This window comes from Comamonas testosteroni (assembly GCF_014076415.1).
Taxonomy (GTDB): Bacteria; Pseudomonadota; Gammaproteobacteria; order Burkholderiales; family Burkholderiaceae_C; genus Comamonas; species Comamonas testosteroni_F.
The window spans coordinates 1882848-1901823 of record NZ_CP043568.1 but is presented as its reverse complement, the minus strand read 5'-3'; the positions used below and the strand labels follow the sequence as shown (position 1 = coordinate 1901823).

Sequence of the window (18976 nt, the reverse complement as noted above, 5' to 3'; positions counted from 1 at the left end):
CAAACGCAAGTGCCACAAAACTTTCAGATCGGGAGCATGCCAGAGTCTGCATGAGCGCAGAGGCAATCCCCTTGCCGATTCTGCCGCAGGCTTGCGCTTTATATTCAAACAGGCATAGTTGGTTACAACTTCATCCCGAATTTCATCTATTGAGATCACTGCGGACTCCAAAAGCACAAGCCCTAAAATCACGCGCTTATGCAAGCCACACCGCCCCCATCGCCGAGCGAGACCTCCAAGGCCGTCCCTGCCCCAGCTCCCGCCCAAGCAGCCCCCGTCAATCCATCCGAGCTGCCGCTGATGCAGCGCCTCAAGCGCCTGACACCTTATTTCTCGGGCCAGCGCTGGGCCTGGGGTCTGGCCATTTTTGCCACGCTGGTGGGTGCGGCGACCGAGCCTGCCATGCCGGCACTGCTCAAGCCCCTGCTCGACAGCGGTTTTACGGCAGGGTCGCTGCCGCTGTGGACAGTGCCCGTGTTTCTGATCGGCCTGTTCGTGATTCGCGGCCTGGCCCAATTCACAGGCCAGTACGCGCTGGCACGCATCACCAATGACGGCATGCTGGGTCTGCGCCAGAAACTCTTCGAGCGCCTGCTGGCCGCAGACATGAGCCTGTTTTCCAGGCAATCGGCATCGGCGCTGTCCAACACCATCGTCTACGAGGTGCAGACCGGTGCCCAGCAACTGGTGCAGGCCATGATGAGCATTTCTCGCGACGGTTTCACGCTGATCGCCCTGCTCGGCTACCTGATCTATCTGAACTGGCAGCTCACGCTGATCGTGGCCTTCATGGTGCCGGGTGTGGCCTGGGTCATGAAGACGCTGTCGCGCCGCCTCTATCGCATCACCAAGTCCAGCCAGACAGCCACCGACGAGCTGGCCTATGTGGTGGAGGAGAACGTGCTGGCCCACCGCATGGTGCGCCTGCATGGTGCCCAGGCTTCGCAGCAGTCGCGCTTTGGCGAGCTGAGCCGTCAGCTGCGCGGCCTGAACACCAAGGCCACCATCGCCTCGGCCGCCATGACTCCGCTGACCCAGGTGCTGGCGGCGATTGCGCTGTCGGTGATTCTCTGCATCGCCCTGTGGCAAAGCCGCGAAGGCGGTGCCGCCATCGGCTCGGCCAGCGTGCAGGATGTGACCGTGGGCGGCTTTGCCGCCTTCATCTCGGCCATGCTGATGCTGATTGCGCCCATTCGCCGCATGGCCGATGTGGCCAACCCCATCACGCGCGGCGTGGCCGCACTGGAACGTGGCCTGGCCCTGCTCGAAGGCTCCACCGACGAGCAAGGCGGCAGTTTCAAGCCCTGCGCCAAGGTCAGCGGCGCACTGCAGCTGAACGATGTGAGCGTGCAGTTTGGCCCGGACAAGGCTCCGGCCCTCTCGCACCTGAGCCTGAATGTCAAGGCTGGCGAAGTCGTGGCCCTGGTCGGCCCGTCCGGTGCCGGCAAGACCACGCTGGTCAATCTGCTGCCCCGCTTTTTCTCGCCCACCAGCGGCCAGATCATGCTGGAAGGCGTGCCCGTGGCCGACTGGGACCTGAACACGCTGCGCCAGCAGTTCGCCATGGTCAGCCAGGACGTGGTCATGCTCAACGACAGCGTCGCGGCCAATGTGGCGCTGGGCAAGGAGATCGACGAGGCCCGCGTCTGGTCCGCGCTGGAAGCCGCCAATCTGGGCGACTTTGTGCGCAATCTGCCTCAGGGCCTGCACACCCTCGTGGGCCACAATGCCAGCCAGCTCTCGGGCGGCCAGCGCCAGCGCCTGGCCATTGCCCGCGCGCTATACAAGGACGCGCCGATCCTGATTCTGGACGAAGCCACTTCGGCGCTGGACAACGAGTCCGAGCGCCTGGTCCAGCAAGCCCTGAACCGGCTGATGCAGGGCCGCACCACGCTGGTGATCGCCCACCGCCTGTCCACCATCGAGCATGCGGACCGCGTGGTGGTCATGGAACGCGGCCAGATTGCCGAGCAAGGCTCGCATGCACAGCTGATGGAGCTGGGTGGTCTCTATGCCCGCCTGCACAATCAGGTGCGCAGCTCGACCCCCGGTGAGCCTCAAATTTAAGAGCTGCTACCGCATATGAATAAAGGACTTCAGAGTCAAATAACTCTGAAGTCCTTTTTCATTGGGCGCTGGCAGCTACCAAAATACCAATGACAGCGGTGAACAGCGCCCGCTACCAGGTCCCGCGCGAGGGCTGGGTACGGCGCTCATGCTGCAGCGCCTTGCCCAGCAGATCGACCATGTACTGCCGGTCCACCAGCCTGGCGAAATCCGCAGCCGTCATATTGCGCTGGTTGCGCAGCGTGATGTCCGCGCCCTCCTCCAGCAGCAGCCTGACCACGGCTTCGCTGCTGTACTGGGCGGCCAGCATCAGCGGTGTGCTGCCGTTCGGCGATGCGGCATCGATATAGGCGCTTTCCTCCAGCAGCAGCTTGATGATGTCCAGCGTCTGCGGCGTATCGGCAGAAGCCGCATAGTGCAGCGGCGCCCAGCCTTCGCGATTGACGTCCGCGCCGCGCTTGATCAGCTCGCGCACGATATCCAGGTGCCCCTTGATGCAGGCCATCATCAGCGGCGTCTCGTTCTGGCGCGAGGCCAGATTGACATCGATGCGGGGCGCCTTGAGCAGCACATCGAAGACCTTGAGCGAGTCCTGATGCAGAGCCGCCACCAACCCCGGCCGTCCGCGTGAATCCAGGGTGTTGGCGTTGAAGCCGCGAAAGATCAGATTCACCATGGCACTGGAGTTGTCGCTGACCAGCGCCCGCGAATAGTCCTCGTAGTCATTGGCCAGGGCCAGCCCTGGCAGGCCCGCCACCCCGACGACAGCAGCACCCGCCCAGCGCAGGCTCTGGCGGCGGTTCAATGACGATGCAATCGATGGGGCAGCAAAAAGACTCATGCACTCGCTCCGGAGTTCGCTGACAAGGTCACGCCCTTGAACAGGCGGTCAAAGTTGGCACTGGTGGCGGCAGCCATCTCCTCGATGGAGATGCCGCGCACCTCGGCAATCTGCTTGGCCACAAAGGGCACGTAGGAAGGATTATTGATCTTGCCGCGGTAGGGCACGGGCGCGAGATAGGGGCTGTCGGTTTCGATCAACAACCTGTCCAGTGGCACGAAAGCCGCCACGTCACGCAGGTGCTGGGCATTCTTGAAGGTCACGATGCCTGACAGTGAGATGTAGTAACCCATGTCCAGACCGGCACGGGCCACTTCGGCGGTTTCGGTGAAACAGTGAAAAACACCACCTGCCTGGGTGCCGGAATCCGCCTCGCCGCACTCGCGCAAAATGCCCAGGGTGTCGTCGGAGCTGCTGCGGGTGTGGATGACCAGCGGCTTTTGCGTGATCTGCGCAGCCCTGATATGCGTGCGAAACCGCTCGCGCTGCCATTCCAGGTCGGCAATCGTGCGACCGCCCTTGCGGTCTTCCATGCCGTAGTAATCGAGCCCGGTCTCGCCTATCGCCACCACACGCGGCAGTGCTGCGCGCTCCACCAGATCCTGCACGCTGGGCTCGGTCATGTCTTCGGTGTCGGGGTGCACACCCACGGTGGCCCAGAAATTGTCGTAGTCCAGCGCCAGCTGGTGCACCTCGGGAAACTCTTCCATCGTCGTGCTGATGCACAGCGCGCGCGTGACCTTGGCAGCAGCCATGGCTGCGCGGATCTGCGCGATATTGGCACTCAGTTCGGGGAAATTCAGGTGACAGTGGGAATCGGTAAACATAGAAATTGGATCGCCCCTGGGCGGCTGCGCCGCTTCCCCCAGGGGACGACGCCATCGCTGCAGACGGCTCTTGCTCGGCGTCTCTGATGTGGGAGCGCGCCAGTATTAAAAAATCAGATTGTCTGGGTCGGCTTCTCTGAGCTCCGGGCCGTGCCCAGAATCTGCTCGATCTTGGCCCTGAGCTCGGCGGACTTGGCATCCTTGGGAAACTGGATGCCCACGCCCTGGGTGCGATTGCCGGAAGCACGCTCGGGCGTCACCCAGGCCACACGGCCCGCAATCGGATAGCGCTGCGGATCGTCGGGCAGGGTCAGCAGCACATAGACATCATCGCCCAAACGATAGTCACGCTGCGTGGGCACAAAAATCCCCCCTTCGGCGAACAACGGAATATAGGCGGCATACAGCGCCGCCTTTTCCTTGATCGCCAGCTGCATCACGCTGGGACGAGGGGTGGTAGTTGCGTTCATAGTCGGTAGCGGAATTCTTGTGACGGCCGGGCGGCGCAAATCGCGAGGTTAACACCCGGGAAAATTTTGACCAAACCGAGCTTCATGACCTAGCGCACGGCTCTGGCGGCTTTGCCCGAGATCAGCACCGCCCGCGCCCTGGAGGCCAGAGCCTCCATCATCAGCCCGGCATTGAAGGGGTGATCGGCCGTGCGCGCCGCCTGCAACAGCTCGCTCGACCATTCGGCCAGCAGCGCCATGGGCAGCGGCTTGCCCGGCAGATCGGCAGGCGAGAAATACCGGGGCTCGCCGCCACCGGCCAGAGCCATCAGGTCGTGGCAGATTTTCTGCAGCGCCTGCACGGCATCCACCGGTGCAAAAGCCGCAAGCGCAGCCACATCACCCTTGGCCAGCTGCCTTGGCAACTGCGCCCAGGCGGCGGCCTTGCCTGCGTCCGCCGCCATGCGCAGCGCATCGCCGGGCCGGCCGCCGGCAGCCTGCAAGGCCGCTGCGGCATCGGGCTCGTTCAGTCCTTGCGTCTGCAGCCATTGCGCGGCCTCGGCCGCGGCGGGCCAGGTCATGGTGTGCGTCAGGCAGCGGCTGCGAATGGTGGGCAGCAACTGGTGCGCTGCCTCGCTGGCCAGCACGAAGCGGGTGTCTCCGGGCGGCTCCTCCAGCGTCTTGAGCAAGGCATTGGCGGTAATCGCATTCATTTGCTCGGCCGGGTAGACCAGCACGGCCTTGCCGCGTCCGCGCGCGCTGGTACGCTGGCAGAACTCCACGGCATCGCGCATGGCTTCCACGCGAATTTCCTTGCTGGGCTTGCGCTTTTTGTCGTCGATGTCGGCCTGGGCCTTTTCCGGCAGCGGCCAGCCCAGCTCCATCATCTGCACCTCGGGCATGAGCACGCACAGATCGGCATGGGCACGCACCTCGATGGCATGACAGCTGGCGCAATGACCGCAGGCGCCTTGCGCAGACGGCTGCTCGCAAAGCCAGGCGCGCACCAGCGACAGTCCCAGTGCGTACTGGCCCAGACCCGAAGGCCCTTGCAGCAGCCAGGCATGGCCACGCTGGGCCAGCAGGCGGCCACGCTGCGCAGCGATCCAGGGCGCTTCGAGATCGGATGCACTCATGGCTTGCTGCCCACCATGATGGCCAGCCAGCCCTTGCGCACCACGGCCTGGGTGATCTGCTGCCACACGGCGTGGCGGCTGGCATGGGCATCGATGCGCACAAAGCGCCCAGGTGCAGTCCGGGCGCGCTCTGCATAGCCTTGGGCCACTCGGGCAAAGAACTCGCCGGGCTGGGCTTCGAAGCGGTCGGGAACGCGGGCCGTAGCCAGGCGCTCGGCCGCCACTTCGGCGGGCAGGTCAAACCAGAGCGTCATGTCGGGCTCTCGCATGAAATCCGGGGCCTGCCCTGCCTGCAGAGCAGTACCGGTCTGAGCCATGCGCTCCAGAACCGACAACTGCTCCCAGCTGAAACCACGGCCCGCGCCCTGGTAGGCGAAAGTGGCATCGGTGAAGCGGTCGCTGATGACCACCTCGCCACACGCCAGCGCCGGCTCTATGACCTGTACCAGATGGTCGCGCCGGGCCGCAAAGGCGATCAGCGCCTCGGTCAGCGGGTCCATGGCGTCATGCAGCATCAGGGCGCGCAGCTTTTCGGCCAGCGGCGTGCCGCCGGGCTCGCGCGTGAGCGTGACCACCCGGCCCTGATCGCGAAAAGCCTGGGCCAGTGCCTCGATATGCGAGGACTTGCCCGCACCGTCGATGCCTTCGAAACTGATGAACAGACCCTTGGGTAAAGCTGTACTCACTGATATTTCCTCTAGTGCACCGCAGGGGCTGCACCAGTTGTTTGATTCGACACAGGGCACAGACCACTGCCTTGCGCCCTCAAGGATTGCTTATTGACCGCGTTGGTAGCGGTTGACGGCCCTATTGTGCTCGTCCAGCGAGGCGCTGAAATGGCTGGTGCCGTCGCCCTTGGCCACGAAGTACAGCGCCTTGGTCTGATCGGGCTGCACGGCCGCCATCAGCGCAGCCTTGCCGGGCATGGCGATCGGCGTGACGGGCAGACCCGCACGGGTATAAGTGTTCCAGGGCGTGTCCTCCAGCAGATCACGCTTGCGCAGATTGCCGTCAAAGCTGGCCCCCACGCCATAGATGACCGAAGGATCGGTCTGCAGACGCATGCCTATGCGCAGGCGGTTGGAAAAAACGCCGGCAATCTGCGCCCGGTCTGCAGCGCGGCCGGTTTCCTTTTCCACGATGCTGGCCAGGATCAGGGCTTCGTCGGCAGATTTGAGCGGGGTATTGGCCGCCCGCATGGCCCAGGCATCGGCCAGACGGCGATCCATGGCATGCAGCGCACGGCGCAGCACGGCCATGTCCGAGCTGCCCTTGGCGTAGGTATAGGTGTCGGGAAAAAAACGGCCTTCGGGCGGCACGCCCGCGCGCTCCAGTGCCGTCATCACAGCCTCGTCGCTGAGCCCTGCGCTGTCTTGCTTGAGGAATTCCTCACGCGCCAGCGCCGCGCGCACCTGACGCCAGTTCCAGCCTTCGACAAGAGTCAGTGCACGCAGGCTTTCCTCGCCCCGCGCCAGCTTTTGCAGCAGCACATAGGGCGTGAGCCCCGTGCTCAGTTCGTAGTTGCCAGCCTTGATGGCGCGGTCCTTGCCCGAGAGGCGAAACCACACATAGAGCAGGCGCGCATCGGTTTGCACCCCGGCCTTGACCACGTTCTGCGCCACGCCACGCGGCGTGGTGCCGGGCTCTATCTCCAGCTCCAGACTGGGCTCGGACAGCTGCAGCGGCTGGTTCAGCCACCACCAGGCGCCCCCCGCCGACAGGGCAGCCAGAAGCAGCAAAAATATCAGTGCTCGAATAAGGGCACGCACAAGCTAGATCCATCAGTACACAGAGCGACGATCATAATTCAGCCATGACCCAGCCCAAGACGCTGCCCCTGAACGGCATTACCCCCATTTCCCACCTTGGTGTCATCCGCGCCGTTGGCGCCGACGCAGCCAGCTTTCTCCATGGCCAGCTGAGCAACGATTTCGCGCTGCTCAAGTTCGATCAGGCCCGCCTCGCGGCTTTTTGCACGGCCAAGGGCCGCATGCTGGCCAGCTTCATCGGCTTCAGGCTCAGCGCTGATGAAATTGTGCTGATCTGTGACCGCAGCCTGCTGGCCCCCACACTCAAGCGCCTGTCCATGTTTGTGCTGCGCGCCCAGTGCAAGCTCAGCGATGCGACGGCTGACTTCGCCCTCTACGGGCTGACCGGCCAGGCCGCCGAGCAGCTTGCCGGCAAGAACGCAGCGGCCTGGGCGCTCAAGCAGCAAGGCGATGCCCATGTGCTCGCGCTCTACCCCGCTGCAGGCAACCAGCGTGCGCTGTGGATAGGCCCTGCGGGTCAGGCCCCCGAAGGGCAGTTGCTGAGCGAAGACCTCTGGCAATGGTCCGAAGTACAGAGCGGCGTGGCCACTCTGTCGGCCCCCGTGGTCGATGCCTTTGTACCCCAGATGCTGAACTACGAATCCCTGGGTGGCGTCAACTTCAAGAAGGGCTGCTACCCCGGCCAGGAAGTGGTGGCCCGCAGCCAGTTCCGCGGCACGCTCAAGCGCCGCGCCTATCTGGTTCATGCCGACCAGGCTCTGAGCGTCGGCCAGGAAGTCTTCAGCGCCGAAGATCTCGAGCAGGCAACCGGCACCGTGGTGCAGGCAGCCGCAGCTCCGCAAGGCGGCTGGGATGCCATTGTCTCGATGCAGATTGCCTCTTCCACCCGCGACGATCTGTTTGCCCATGCTGCGCTGGCCGAAGGCCAGAGCGCCGATACGGGCAAGGGCATTGCGCTGCAGACCCTGCCCCTGCCCTACGAGCTACTGGCGGATATCTGAACGTCTCGGACCCGCATTGCCGCAGGACTGGCAGTGCCTGATTTGTCAGGGCTGGATTGGCCAGTACCTAACTTCGGCACCGTCTGCCGTCGCCAGAGCAGCTTGCTTGGTGGAGACCAAGATGAACTGCATCAAACGACTGGGCGAGCGGGTCATGTCCAGAGCCCTTGAACGACAGGCCAATGAACTGCACATCCGCGCGGCCATCCTCAATCGGTTCACTGAACTAGGGCGTCCGCAGACGCTCGCCGTGGCATAGCTGCGTCTGGGGTCAGGGGTAACTCAACCTCGGAGGGATTAATGCAACAACGCCCCTCGGTGTTGGACCGCTCGGGCGTGCTGCTGGCCATGGTGTGTGCCGATAGCGCCGGCCCTCACACGGCAGAAGCCTCGCGCGCCAAGGCCTTCACCTCTGCTTCGTCGCGCAACCCCACCTGCGGCATCGCCAAGGCCATTCAGCCCAATCCCGATGCGGCCGGCATGGCGAATATCCCCCGGTTTCCTGGTGCTGGGCGGCGGCGTGCCTCTGAAGATCGGCAATGAAACCATTGGTGCCATTGGCGTGGCCGGTGCGCCTGGCGGCCATCTGGACGAAGCCTGCGCCCAGAAGGTCATCACCGCGCTGAAGGATCAGCTGCAGTAATGCCGCCAGCACGCTGGAGAGAGGGCCAGGCTCGATCCTGCGTGCGGCAAGGCCTGCGAAGCAGGCCGCCGCAGAGCGCACTCGCCAGCGGGTGGCACCCACCTCCAGCGCTCGGTCACCTCTGTCCCGGACCTCGCTCGAACGGGCTCAGAAGACCCCGTAGCGATAAGCCACATAGGCTGCCACCGCCACCCCGATCAGGCTGAGGACGGTCATGATTTTTGCCATGGGCGCTCCTTCGCATCAAGCATCAAATCGGGCTTGAACGCTTACATATAAATCGTTACAAGCTATCAAAACAGATGCATCAAAGCACTCTGCACATGGTGATGTGGGGAATGCCGGCTTCCTCATAAGGCTCCCCTACCGGCGCAAAGCCGGCACGCAGATAGAAGGCTTCAGCATGGCGCTGCGCATGTAGCACGATTTCCTTGTCGCCGCGATCGCGTGCCGCATCCATCAGGCTATCGAGCACCATGCGCCCCCAGCGGCCGCCGCGCACGCTGCGATCCACGGCCATGCGGCCGATACGCCCTACGCCCGGCGCATCGCTGACCAGCCTGCCCGTAGCCACGGGCTGGTTCAAGCCGTTGAACAGCACTACATGACGCGCAACAGGATCGAGCTCGTCGATCTCGATCTCGCGCGGCACGCCCTGCTCGCGCACAAACACGGCCAGGCGCAGGCGCTCGGCATCACGCCCCAGGTCGTTCCAGCTGCCCGAGCGCAGCGTGACGACCTCCTGCCCTGTTTCATAGGCCGTGAGCAGATCCCGCATGGCCTGGGGTACGGGCCTGGGGGTCTGGGTCGCCGCGTCGGCAAACACATAGATCAGCTCCACGGTGTTGAGCAGCTCCATGCCCCGGAAGATGCCTGCCTCGAACTGCAGCGAGGTATTGCCCTGCTTGACGCAGCGGATGCCGACATCCAGCACATCGCCCAAAGTGGCCGAGCCGTGATAGACCGTGCTGGCCTTTTTCACAAACAGCTCGCCGCCCAGCGATGCAAAGCCGGCCTCATACGGAATGGCCAGCTGGCGCCAGTAGTTGGTGATGGCCACATCGGCATACATCAGATAGTGAGCGTTGAAGACAATCTTCTGTGCATCCACTTCAGCCCAGCGCACCTCGATGCGGGTAAAGCTGCGAAAGTCCTGTCGGTTCATAGTTCTTACTCTGGTTCAATTCAATCCAAACGCGCCGCGCAAGGCCTGCGCCATGTCCCGGTGCGCCTGACGCGCCTCGGCAATCACGCGGCCCATCTTGACGAACTCATGGGTCACGCCCTTGTAGATTTCCAGCTCCACTGGCACGCCCGCCATGCGCAACTTGTCAGCATATTCCACGCCCTCATCCACCAGGGGATCGCACTCGGCCAGGCCGATCCAGGCGGGCGCGACCTCGTCGACATCGGGAGCCAGCAACGGAGCGAAGCGCCAATCCTCGCGGTCCTGGCGCCTGACGATATATTGCGCAAAAAACCAGGTAATGGAAGCCTCTTCAAGCACCAACCCATGGGCAAAGCGGCGATGGGAGTCGGTATCCTGGTGCGCCGTGGTGCCCGGGTAGATCAGCAGCTGCAAGGCAAGCTTGAGGCCGATGTTGCGCGCTTCGATCGCACAGGCTGCCGCCAGCGTACCGCCGGCGCTGTCGCCACCGACAGCCATGCGGCTGCCATCCGCCCCCAGGCTCGCCGCATGGGCCGTCAGCCACTGTAGCGCATCCCAGGCATCATCATGTGCTACGGGGAACTGGAACTGCGGTGCCAGGCGGTAGTCCAGCGACACAACCATACAACCCGCCAGGTGTGCGAGCTGGCGGCAAAGCTGGTCATGCGTGGCCACACTGCCAACCGTAAAGCCACCACCATGCAGATACAGCAGCGCAGGCAAGCCCGCATCGGGGCCTTCATCGCGGGACACAGGCGCATAGAGGCGGGCCGGCAGATTCGCTCCGTCGCGTGCGGGAATCTGCAGGTCCTCCACACGGGGCAAGGCCTGCTTGGGGATTTCAAGCACGCCGGCGCCAGCTTCATAGGCAGCCTTGGCAGCTTCCGAACCGAGCTGATGCATGGGAGTGCGCGCGGCCCGCTCCATGCGACGCAGCACATCGCGCATGGATGGTGTCAGACTGGCTGGCAAAGCCGCAGAGGAATCGGACATGATCACGACGATTAAAAAACACAGGATGGCATTGTGCGTTGCAACTCCGAAGTCTGCAGGCAAGCGCCGACAATTGTTGGTAATCGATACCGTCGCAGACGCATTCCCGGAAGCCGGCCCACGCCGGTGCCTGCTCCGGCCGTCACCGGGGCAGTCGGCAACATGCATGGATGCGGCAAGGAGCGTCAAGGCGGGCTCATGGCACCGGCCAGGCCCGCTAGCATCACATCGCTGCTCCAAGCAGCTCGCAGCAGCGGCTCATCGCCAAGCCAACTGGCTGCGGCAGCTGTTCAAGGCGCCAAGGATTCCACCCAGAAGCCCGAACCAGTGCGCCTAGGTACAAGCAGCAGCACGGTGGCTGCTGAGAGATATCGATGAAGCAGGACCGGCGGCAGGAGCATCCAGACAGTCAGTCCGTAGATCAGGCCCGACATGCAGACATCGTTGTTCACCTGAGCCAAGGTGACCCTCAACAGCAAAAAAGACCAGAACGTCCAGAGAGCCCATGCAGGGCCTGTGCATCGCGGCTGCCTACTCCTCCCGCCAGCACAGCGGCAAAAAATCACGCGGCTCCTGCAACTCGTGCGAGTACTGCCTGAGAAGACGCATAAAGGTGTCCTGTGCCAGATCCGAAGCATCCTGCACACAATGCACTGCTGCTTCAGCCAGTTCAGCAGCCATCCGAGGTGGTGGCAATAGAGCGTGTGTAGAAGAGAAGAAGAATAAGAACTAGCTTGCGCACCAGGTATGGCTATGGCTCAGGGGAATACCTGTCTGCCCCGGCGATGAGTCGCCCACCGCACCAGAAAGGGCCTTCAGGCGTCCGCCAGGCAGGCAATGGCCCAATGAAGGGAATAACTTCAGATGCCGCTTTTTCTGGCCCTGTAAGTCGAATTGCAAATAAACAACAATCATTCTCAATTGCATTTATACTCGGCTTTACATTTCTTCGCACGCCAGCATGATTTTTTGACACAGGCCAGCCAGCGAATCGGCCACATCGTTTGCTTGTCTGTCATGCTGAGCTTTCCGTCTACCTGCTTTTCCTCGTCAAGGGTGATTCACCCGCGCTTTGTCGTTGCAGCTCCTGTCTGCGGCAATCTTTGCCGCCCGGCGCCAGCACATCAGGAGGCGGTATGAAAGCTACATCGCCCCTTACTCACTACCGCCTTGCGGTTGCCTCGCGCAGTTTGGCTGCCGTCCTTGGAGGCTATGTGCTGGCCTCAGTCAGTACTGCTGCCCTGAGTCTTCTGCTGAGTTCCTTGATGAGCCGCGTGGAGGCGGTGATGACCGCCACCTTGCTGTCCTGGGTCATCTACGCCATCGCCATTGCCTGGACCTTCTATGCACGCACGGCTTGGCTTGCCTGGGCCGGTGTACTCCTTCCTGCCCTAGCCCTAGGCACAGCGCTGTATGGGTCCTTGGGGTTGGGGGTAGAGGCATGACCACCCCTCAAACCAAGACAAGCGCCAGAACCACGCGCCAGCCCGAGCAGGAGGGCTTTCGCCAGGCCATGTCCTGGCTGCACACCTGGTCGGGACTGATTCTGGGCTGGCTTCTGTTTGCGATTTTCGTCACCGGCACGCTGAGCTTCTTCAAGAACGAATTCAATCTGTGGATGCGACCCGAGCTGCATGGTCTGCCACTCCCCGACAGCGACGTTGCACAACGCGCCCAGGCGGCACTGCACGAGCACGCGCCGGGTGTCAGCAACTTCATCATGCGCCTGCCCGATGAGCGTACGCCGGCCGTCAATGTGCTGTGGCGCGACAAGCCCAACAGTCGCTTCGAGACTTTGCTGCTGCACCCGCAAACCGGTGCCGTACTGCAGGCCCGTGAGACCGCTGGCGGAGAATTTTTCTACCGCTTCCATTTCGAGCTTCGCACCGCTCACAAGGGCCGCTGGACGATTCAGGGCCGCTGGGTCGTGGGCACGGCGACGCTGATGATGTTCATGGCCTTGCTGACCGGCGTGGTCACGCATCGCCGCATCTTCAAGGACTTCTTCACCTTTCGCCCGCGCAAGGGCGGACAGCGCGCCTGGCTGGACGCACACAACGTCTCCGGGGTTCTGGTGTTGCCGTTCTATCTGATGATCACCTTCAGCGGTCTGATGATTTTTCACGCCATGTATATGCCGGCCGGCATAGCCGCCGCCTACCCTGGCGCGAAAGGAACGGATACGCAAAGCTATTTTTCCGAATTGCAGGGCGATGCTCCCGGTGCGCGCAGCGCCAGGCGTGGCAGCAACGCACAGGCCGAACCCCTGCCCATGCTGGATCTGGGCCCCATGCTGAGCCAGGCCCGCCAGCTGTGGCGGGGCGGCCGTGTCGGCAGCATCACCGTGCGCAGCGACAGCCAGGGTCCGCTGGTGGAGATCACCCGCCACGACGGCGACAGGCTGCAGTACGGACCAGCGCGGCTGCGTTTCGATGGCCGCACCGGCCAGCTGCAAACACAGGTTGATCCGCAAAGCCCGGCCATCAAGACCTATGGCGTGCTCTATGGCCTGCATCTGGGGCGCTTCGCCGATATCGGGATGCGCTGGGTGCTGTTCGGTTTTGGCGTCATGGGTTCGCTGATGATTGCCTCGGGCCTGATACTGTGGTCGGTCAAGCGCCGCGCCCAGGCCCTGCGCAAGACACCTGCCGCCCCCCTGCCCTTTGGCGAACGGCTGGTGGCAAGTTTCAATATCGGCCTCATGGGCGGCCTGCCGCTGGCGATTGCGGCCTATCTGTTGGCCAACCGGCTGCTGCCATTGGAGATGCCAGGCCGCCCCGATGCCGAACTGTCCTGCTTCTTCGGCACCTGGGCGCTGGCCTTGCTGGTGGGCCTGATCCAGCCCATGCGCCAAGGATGGGCGCTGGTGCTGGGCATGGCCACTACCGCATACCTGCTATTGCCTTTGGTCAATGCCTTGACCACTTCAACTCATCTGGGCATCAGCCTGCCGGCCATGGACTGGAGCTGGGCCGGCATGGATCTGAGTTTTGCGGCCACGGGGCTGATGCTTGCCGCCCTCACCCGTCATCTGCTGAAACACAGGCCTCAGCCCGCAGCCAGACATATGCCCCCCGCCAGCGCCGCGGCAGCCCCTGGACGCAAGCCCGGCTCCCAGCGAACCCCTGGCGACAACACTGCGCAGGAGGCATAGCAATGCTGCTCGACTTTCTGTTGTGCTTTGCCGCCTGGACGGCTCTTGCCCTGGCCATGGACCGACATCATGAAGATGCTTGGCCGGATGTCGAGAGTGAAGCTCCCGCCGCAGTACTGCGCCGCCAGCGCCTGTTCCAAGCCGGCTGGATCCTGCTGGCCTTGTCACTGGGCATTGCTCTGGGCTTTACGGGCGCAGCCACCGCAGCCTTGTCGGCCACGGTGTGGACGGCCGCTCTTTGCCTGGCGGCTCTGGCCGCCACCAGCATGGCGACCTGGCAGGCGCAGCGCCTGCCTCTTTTCGGCTTGATGGCACTGGCACTGGGAATACTGGTTTTTACCTTCGACCGCCTCGGTCCTTGACGGACTGCACTCAGAACCCGCAGGGGTCACGAATCAGAGAGCCGCTGAGCATCAATGACCGAGAACCCAAGCAGCTATTGATGCGACGGGAATCCCGATCATGAGCGGGCAAGGGCATTGCATGCGCATCGCGATGCAGCAGCCGCGTCGGCCCATGCATGGCTGGCCGTGGCCAATCAGAGGTGCAAGGAAAGAGCACAGGGCCATACAAGAGATCAACAGGTTCTCTTTTCTTGGAATCCAGACCGGTGCCTGAGTCTGGATATCGGGCAGAAGACCTTCACTCGTGCAGAGCAATTCATTCACCTATCCAGAACCCAAGGAGATTTTCATGCGCAATTTTTATCATCCCGTTGCTCTCGCCACTCTGCTGCTTGCCAGTCTGGGCGCGGCCCATGCTCATCAAGTCTGGCTGGAGAACGATGGCGGCCAAGTCCAGTTGTTTTTCGGTGAGTTCAATGACAACCTGCGCGAGACCTCGCCCGGGGCGCTGGACAAATTTCTGGCCACACCCACGCTGGCCCAGCAAACAGCCAGTGGCATTCAACAACTAAGCGGCCAGCGAAACGCCACGGGTTTCAGCTACAACGCGGCAAGCCAGGCACAAACTCTTTTTGCCAGCGCCGCCTATCCCTTGATTAACCGCAGCAAGCGCAATGAGCCAGCCTTGCTGTGGGTACCTGCGGCCCGCTGGGTAGCAACACCGACACAGGCCGTGGCCGTCAATGCCCAGGCCCTGGATTTGGTGCCCACGGGCCAGCAGGGCCAATTCATGGTGAGCTTCAACGGTCTGGCGCTGCCCAAGGTCAAGGTGCAAATCGTCGCCCCCTCGGGCTGGTCGCGCGAGGCACAAAGCGACGAGCAGGGCCGGGTCAACTTTGCCCTGCCCTGGAAGGGCGTGTACGTGGCCGAAGTGCATCACAGCGACAAGCAAGGCGGCGAAGCACAAGGCAAGCGCTATGGCGAAGCCAGCTATGTGACCACGTTGAGCTTCAGCGTCAAGGACGGCATGCCATCTCCCGCCCTGCCGTCCGCCATCAAGCCCTGACACAGAGCCGCCAATTCACTCCAGCAACCGCTTCGACCACCCCTGGTGGTCATTGCCCGTGGCCATCTATTTGACAACAACACCATGAACCACCCATTCCCCGGCGTACCCAGCCGACCATCGCTGGCCTTGCTCAGCGCCCTGGCCTGCCTGAGCCTGGGCACTCAGGCACAGACCTCGCTTCCCACGCCCAGCGCAGACGGCAGTGCCGAAGTCATGTTGGCTCCCGTTACCGTGCAAGACAGCCTGGCCGGTGAAACCGCCACAGGTCCGGTCAGCGGCTTTGTCGCCCGGCGTGCGCTCTCGGCCACCAAGACAGATACACCCTTGATAGAAACGCCGCAATCCATCAGCGTAGTCACGCGCGACCAGTTCGAAGCCCAGGGCGTGACCACCCTGCGCGAAACCACGCGCTACACGGCGGGCATCAATTCCAGCTATTTCGACAACCGCGTGGACTCTTTCAAGGCCCGCGGCGGTGATGTCAGTCAGTACCAGGACGGGCTGCTGCGCACCTACGGCACCTACAACAACATCAAGGTCGAGCCCTATACGCTGGAGCGCGTGGAATTTTTACGCGGCCCCTCCTCCGTGCTTTATGGCCAGGGCAGCGTGGGCGGTGTGCTCAACCTGACCAGCAAACGCCCCCAGGCCGAGCGCCTGCGTGAGGTGCAGATACAGTTGGGCAGCCACGGCCGCAAGCAGATTGCCAGCGACATGACGGGCGCCATGGACGAGGAAGGCAAGTGGCTCTATCGCCTTGTGGCCGTGGGCCGCGACAGCAACACCCAGGTCGATCACGTCAAGGACGACCGCGTGGTGATTGCGCCTTCGCTGACCTATCGCCCCAGCACCGATACCTCGCTGACGCTGCAAGCCCTGTACCAAAAGGACAAGAGCGGCTCCATCACCCAGTTCTTTCCCTGGCAGGGCACGCGCCTGCCCAGCCCCTATGGGCAGATTCCGACAAACACCTTTATCAGCGAACCGGGCTGGGACAAGTACGACTCCGAAAACAAGTCCTTTGGCTATCTGTTCAGCCATCGTCTGAGCCCTGAATGGACACTGCGCCAGAACCTGCGCCGCACCATCAGCGAAGTCGACTACCGTACCCTCTACACCAGCTTTGCCGCCAATGCAGCCACCGGCCGCCCTGCACGCCCGGTGTTTGACGCCAACGGTCGCACCGTACAGCGCGATGCCGTATGGCAGATCAACGGCGGACGCATGCTGCTGGTGGACACTCAGCTCGAAGGCCTGCTGCAGACCGGTGAGGTGCAACACCAGCTGCTGGCCGGCATGGACTGGCAGCGCAACACCAGCAACCAGTCCAACTGGCGCGGACCAGGCACAGCCCTGGATGTCTACAACCCCGTGTATGGCACGTTCACGCCGCCCTCGGCCTCCCAGTTGGTACGTGCGCCCAACGTGGCACAGCGCCAGCTCGGCTTCTATCTGCAAGACCAGTTGCGCTGGGGCCCCTGGACCGCGACGGTGGGACTGCGTCACGACAAGGCCAAAACCGAGACCGAAGGTCGCCCGGCAGCGGCTGCCGACGACTCTGCCACCACCAAGCGCCTGGGTGTGACCTATCAGGCCGGTGGCGGCTGGGCTCCCTATGTCAGCTACACAGAGTCCTTCCAGCCACTGGGCGGCGTGGACTTCTACGGCACACCGTTCAAGCCCCAGCGCGGCAAGCAGTTGGAAGCCGGCGTCAAATGGATTCCCGAGGGTAAAGGCATCTCTGGCTATGCCGCGGTATACGGCCTGCGCGAGCAGAATCGCAAGACCAATGACCCAGGCAACCCGCTCAACAGCTTGCAGCTGGGCGAGGTCAAAACCCAGGGCTTTGAAGCCGAGCTGATCGCCAGCCTGGCCAGAAACTGGGACTGGACGCTGGCCTACGCCTATACCGACGCAAAAATCAGCCGCAGCAACGCTGGCGATCAGGGGCAGCGCGTGGCCTCGGTATCGCGCCATATGGCCTCCAGTTGGCTGATGCACCGCTTTGCGGCCCAGGGCCGCGGCGGCTGGAGCGTTGGCGCGGGCCTGCGCTATCTCGGACCGCAGTGGAGCGGCACCTCTGCCATCGACACGCCCTCATCCCTGCTGGCCGACGCGATGGTGGCCTATGACGCCGGCGACTGGCGCCTTGCCCTGCATGCGAACAATATCGGCGACAAGGTGGTGATCACCCAATGCCTGTCGCGCGGCGACTGCTTCTACGGCGAACGCCGCAACTTTCTGCTGACTGCCACCTATCGTTACTGAACGGGCAGGCAATGCGAACAATGTCCAGCCGCCACTATGAGATCCGAGGTTAAGGAGTCAAAGACACCTGCGCTTCAGTTTGCGAGGTCAGCTGGCGAGGCAGCTTGCGCTTGATTGAGGTACCCAACCCAAGCGGCTGGAGGATCTCATTTCAGCGCAGCAAATTCGTTTCTGAGCGCCTTGGTGCTGCGCTGATAGGCGCGCGGCGGCAGGCCGCACCAGCGCTTGAAGGCGCGGGCAAAAACGCGCTCTGACTCGTAGCCGCAATCCTCGGCGATCTGGGCCAGCGGCAAACCCGATTCCAGTTGCTGGGCGGCATGGGCCATACGCTGCTGCTGCAGATAGGCCATGGGCGATTCTCCAACCAGCGCCTTGAATTTTTCGGCAAAGAGCGAGCGCGACATGGCAGCCTCCCTGGCCAGGGCCTGCAAGGTCCAGCCATGGCTGGGGCGGCCGTGGATGGCGGCCATGGCCCTGGCAATCTGCACATCGGCCAGGCCGCGCACCCAGCCTTGACCGCACTGCTGCTGTGCGGCGAAATGGTTGCTGAGCACGTGGATCAGGACCAACTCCCCCAGGCGCGCGGCGGCCAGACGCCAGCCGGCGCGTCGCGCCAGCGAGTCCTCTATCAGAGCCTGCAGCATGCTGCCCAGCATGGCCGGTGGGGCGGCCTGCGCTGCCGGTATATGCAACAGCGGCGGCAGCAAGGTCAATATGGTGTGCCGGCAGTAGGCCGATATCCAGAGCAGCACCGAATCGATGCGGGTCTGGCACCCGACTCCGCCATGCTCGAACGTCAGAGGATTCTCGTCCTTCGGACCCTGGGCGAAGCGTTCGATCATGCGTGCGAACGGAACCGGAGCCAGCGCGAGGTCCGACGCAATTACGTGCGGACTGCCCAGCGGCAGCACCACCAGATCGCCAGGCAAGACCTGCAACGGTGACTGGCCTTGTACTTGAAGCCAGTACGGCTGCCCCTGGGCGATGCGGATCATGGTCCCCGGCACTCCCTCGGACGCCAGCGCCCAAGGCTCACCCAATGAAAAGCTGGCCGTCACCGCGCGCTCGGCTCGGCAGATGGCCAGCACGTCGCTTAAATGATCGCTGCTTTGCTTCATGGAGGATTCCGGACGATTTGTGCCATTTTATGGATGCTTTGCGCTTCACGTGACAGGCGGCCTTGTCGACACTGGCTGGCACCGCAAGCGGGCTGCCAGCGCAGCCCGGAACGCGCAAACCATACCGAT

Annotated in this window: 18 protein-coding genes and 1 pseudogene; 10 read left to right on the top strand and 9 right to left on the bottom strand. The window is 63.1% G+C overall.

All coding sequences use genetic code 11. The features are described from left to right. The first annotated feature begins 198 nt into the window (after positions 1–198). Entirely contained in the window at positions 199–2067 is a 1869-nt protein-coding gene (msbA, locus tag F0P97_RS08605; RefSeq protein WP_182286431.1) for a lipid A export permease/ATP-binding protein MsbA, read from the top strand. Between the two features lie 112 nt (positions 2068–2179). Here msbA and F0P97_RS08600 read toward each other — a convergent pair whose 3' ends face one another. The 6 genes from F0P97_RS08600 to mltG all read right to left on the bottom strand — a co-directional run bounded on the left by F0P97_RS08600 (position 2180) and on the right by mltG (position 7089). Continuing rightward, entirely contained in the window at positions 2180–2908 is a 729-nt protein-coding gene (locus F0P97_RS08600) for an ankyrin repeat domain-containing protein (RefSeq protein WP_182286430.1), read from the bottom strand. Next, positions 2905–3735 carry a TatD family hydrolase gene (locus F0P97_RS08595; RefSeq protein ID WP_182286429.1) on the bottom strand — a complete coding sequence of 277 codons (831 nt, stop codon included), beginning with the start codon at positions 3733–3735 and terminating at the stop codon, positions 2905–2907. Before F0P97_RS08595 ends, F0P97_RS08600 begins: the two co-directional genes overlap by 4 nt. A gap of 113 nt (positions 3736–3848) precedes the next feature. Then, entirely contained in the window at positions 3849–4172 is a 324-nt protein-coding gene (locus F0P97_RS08590) for a PilZ domain-containing protein (protein ID WP_182287144.1), read from the bottom strand. A 122-nt stretch (positions 4173–4294) separates the two neighbouring features. Further along, a complete protein-coding gene (locus F0P97_RS08585) occupies positions 4295–5320 on the bottom strand; it encodes a DNA polymerase III subunit delta' (protein WP_182286428.1) in 1026 nt (341 codons plus the stop codon). Continuing rightward, positions 5317–6006 (bottom strand): dTMP kinase, encoded by a 690-nt coding sequence (tmk, locus tag F0P97_RS08580; protein WP_182286427.1) that lies wholly within the window; start codon positions 6004–6006, stop codon positions 5317–5319. Before tmk ends, F0P97_RS08585 begins: the two co-directional genes overlap by 4 nt. 90 nt (positions 6007–6096) lie before the next feature. Next, on the bottom strand, positions 6097–7089 hold the full coding sequence (gene mltG, locus F0P97_RS08575) for an endolytic transglycosylase MltG (RefSeq protein ID WP_182286426.1): 993 nt from the start codon (positions 7087–7089) through the stop codon (positions 6097–6099). 44 nt (positions 7090–7133) lie between these two features. Here mltG and F0P97_RS08570 point away from each other — a divergent pair, with 44 nt between their 5' ends. The 4 genes and pseudogenes from F0P97_RS08570 (at position 7134) to F0P97_RS27970 (ending at position 8733) form a co-directional block, all read left to right on the top strand. Continuing rightward, entirely contained in the window at positions 7134–8090 is a 957-nt protein-coding gene (locus F0P97_RS08570) for a YgfZ/GcvT domain-containing protein (protein ID WP_182286425.1), read from the top strand. A 106-nt stretch (positions 8091–8196) separates the two neighbouring features. Then, a pseudogene (locus tag F0P97_RS08565) lies at positions 8197–8349 on the top strand (IS5/IS1182 family transposase); the annotation flags it as partial. 41 nt (positions 8350–8390) lie between these two features. Beyond that, positions 8391–8633 (top strand): heme-binding protein, encoded by a 243-nt coding sequence (locus F0P97_RS27975; protein WP_420093899.1) that lies wholly within the window; start codon positions 8391–8393, stop codon positions 8631–8633. Then, positions 8611–8733, top strand: a complete 123-nt coding sequence (locus tag F0P97_RS27970) for a hypothetical protein (protein ID WP_420093898.1) — start codon at positions 8611–8613, stop codon at positions 8731–8733. The genes F0P97_RS27975 and F0P97_RS27970 overlap by 23 nt, the downstream gene beginning before the upstream one ends. Positions 8734–9040: 307 nt before the next feature. Here F0P97_RS27970 and F0P97_RS08555 read toward each other — a convergent pair whose 3' ends face one another. Both F0P97_RS08555 and F0P97_RS08550 read right to left on the bottom strand, forming a co-directional pair. After that, complete coding sequence (locus tag F0P97_RS08555; RefSeq protein WP_182286424.1) at positions 9041–9898, bottom strand: GNAT family N-acetyltransferase; 858 nt, start codon at positions 9896–9898, stop codon at positions 9041–9043. Between the two features lie 15 nt (positions 9899–9913). Then, positions 9914–10894, bottom strand: coding sequence for an alpha/beta hydrolase (locus F0P97_RS08550; RefSeq protein ID WP_182286423.1), 981 nt, complete (start codon positions 10892–10894; stop codon positions 9914–9916). A gap of 1136 nt (positions 10895–12030) precedes the next feature. Here F0P97_RS08550 and F0P97_RS08545 point away from each other — a divergent pair. From F0P97_RS08545 to F0P97_RS08525, 5 genes are all read left to right on the top strand, one after another. Then, positions 12031–12339: a DUF3649 domain-containing protein gene (locus F0P97_RS08545; RefSeq protein ID WP_182286422.1), complete on the top strand. Its 309-nt coding sequence runs from the start codon at positions 12031–12033 to the stop codon at positions 12337–12339. Then, positions 12336–14048, top strand: a complete 1713-nt coding sequence (locus tag F0P97_RS08540; RefSeq protein WP_182286421.1) for a PepSY-associated TM helix domain-containing protein — start codon at positions 12336–12338, stop codon at positions 14046–14048. Before F0P97_RS08545 ends, F0P97_RS08540 begins: the two co-directional genes overlap by 4 nt. A 2-nt stretch (positions 14049–14050) precedes the next feature. Beyond that, a complete protein-coding gene (locus F0P97_RS08535) occupies positions 14051–14410 on the top strand; it encodes a DUF3325 domain-containing protein (RefSeq protein WP_182286420.1) in 360 nt (119 codons plus the stop codon). A 331-nt stretch (positions 14411–14741) separates the two neighbouring features. Further along, positions 14742–15458 (top strand): TonB-dependent receptor, encoded by a 717-nt coding sequence (locus tag F0P97_RS08530; RefSeq protein ID WP_182286419.1) that lies wholly within the window; start codon positions 14742–14744, stop codon positions 15456–15458. Positions 15459–15542: 84 nt separating this feature from the next. Then, positions 15543–17729 carry a TonB-dependent siderophore receptor gene (locus F0P97_RS08525; RefSeq protein WP_182286418.1) on the top strand — a complete coding sequence of 729 codons (2187 nt, stop codon included), beginning with the start codon at positions 15543–15545 and terminating at the stop codon, positions 17727–17729. Positions 17730–17875: 146 nt separating this feature from the next. On the opposite strand, the gene F0P97_RS08520 is transcribed toward F0P97_RS08525, so the two are convergent. Next, complete coding sequence (locus F0P97_RS08520) at positions 17876–18847, bottom strand: AraC family transcriptional regulator (RefSeq protein WP_182286417.1); 972 nt, start codon at positions 18845–18847, stop codon at positions 17876–17878. Between the last annotated feature and the right edge of the window lie 129 nt (positions 18848–18976).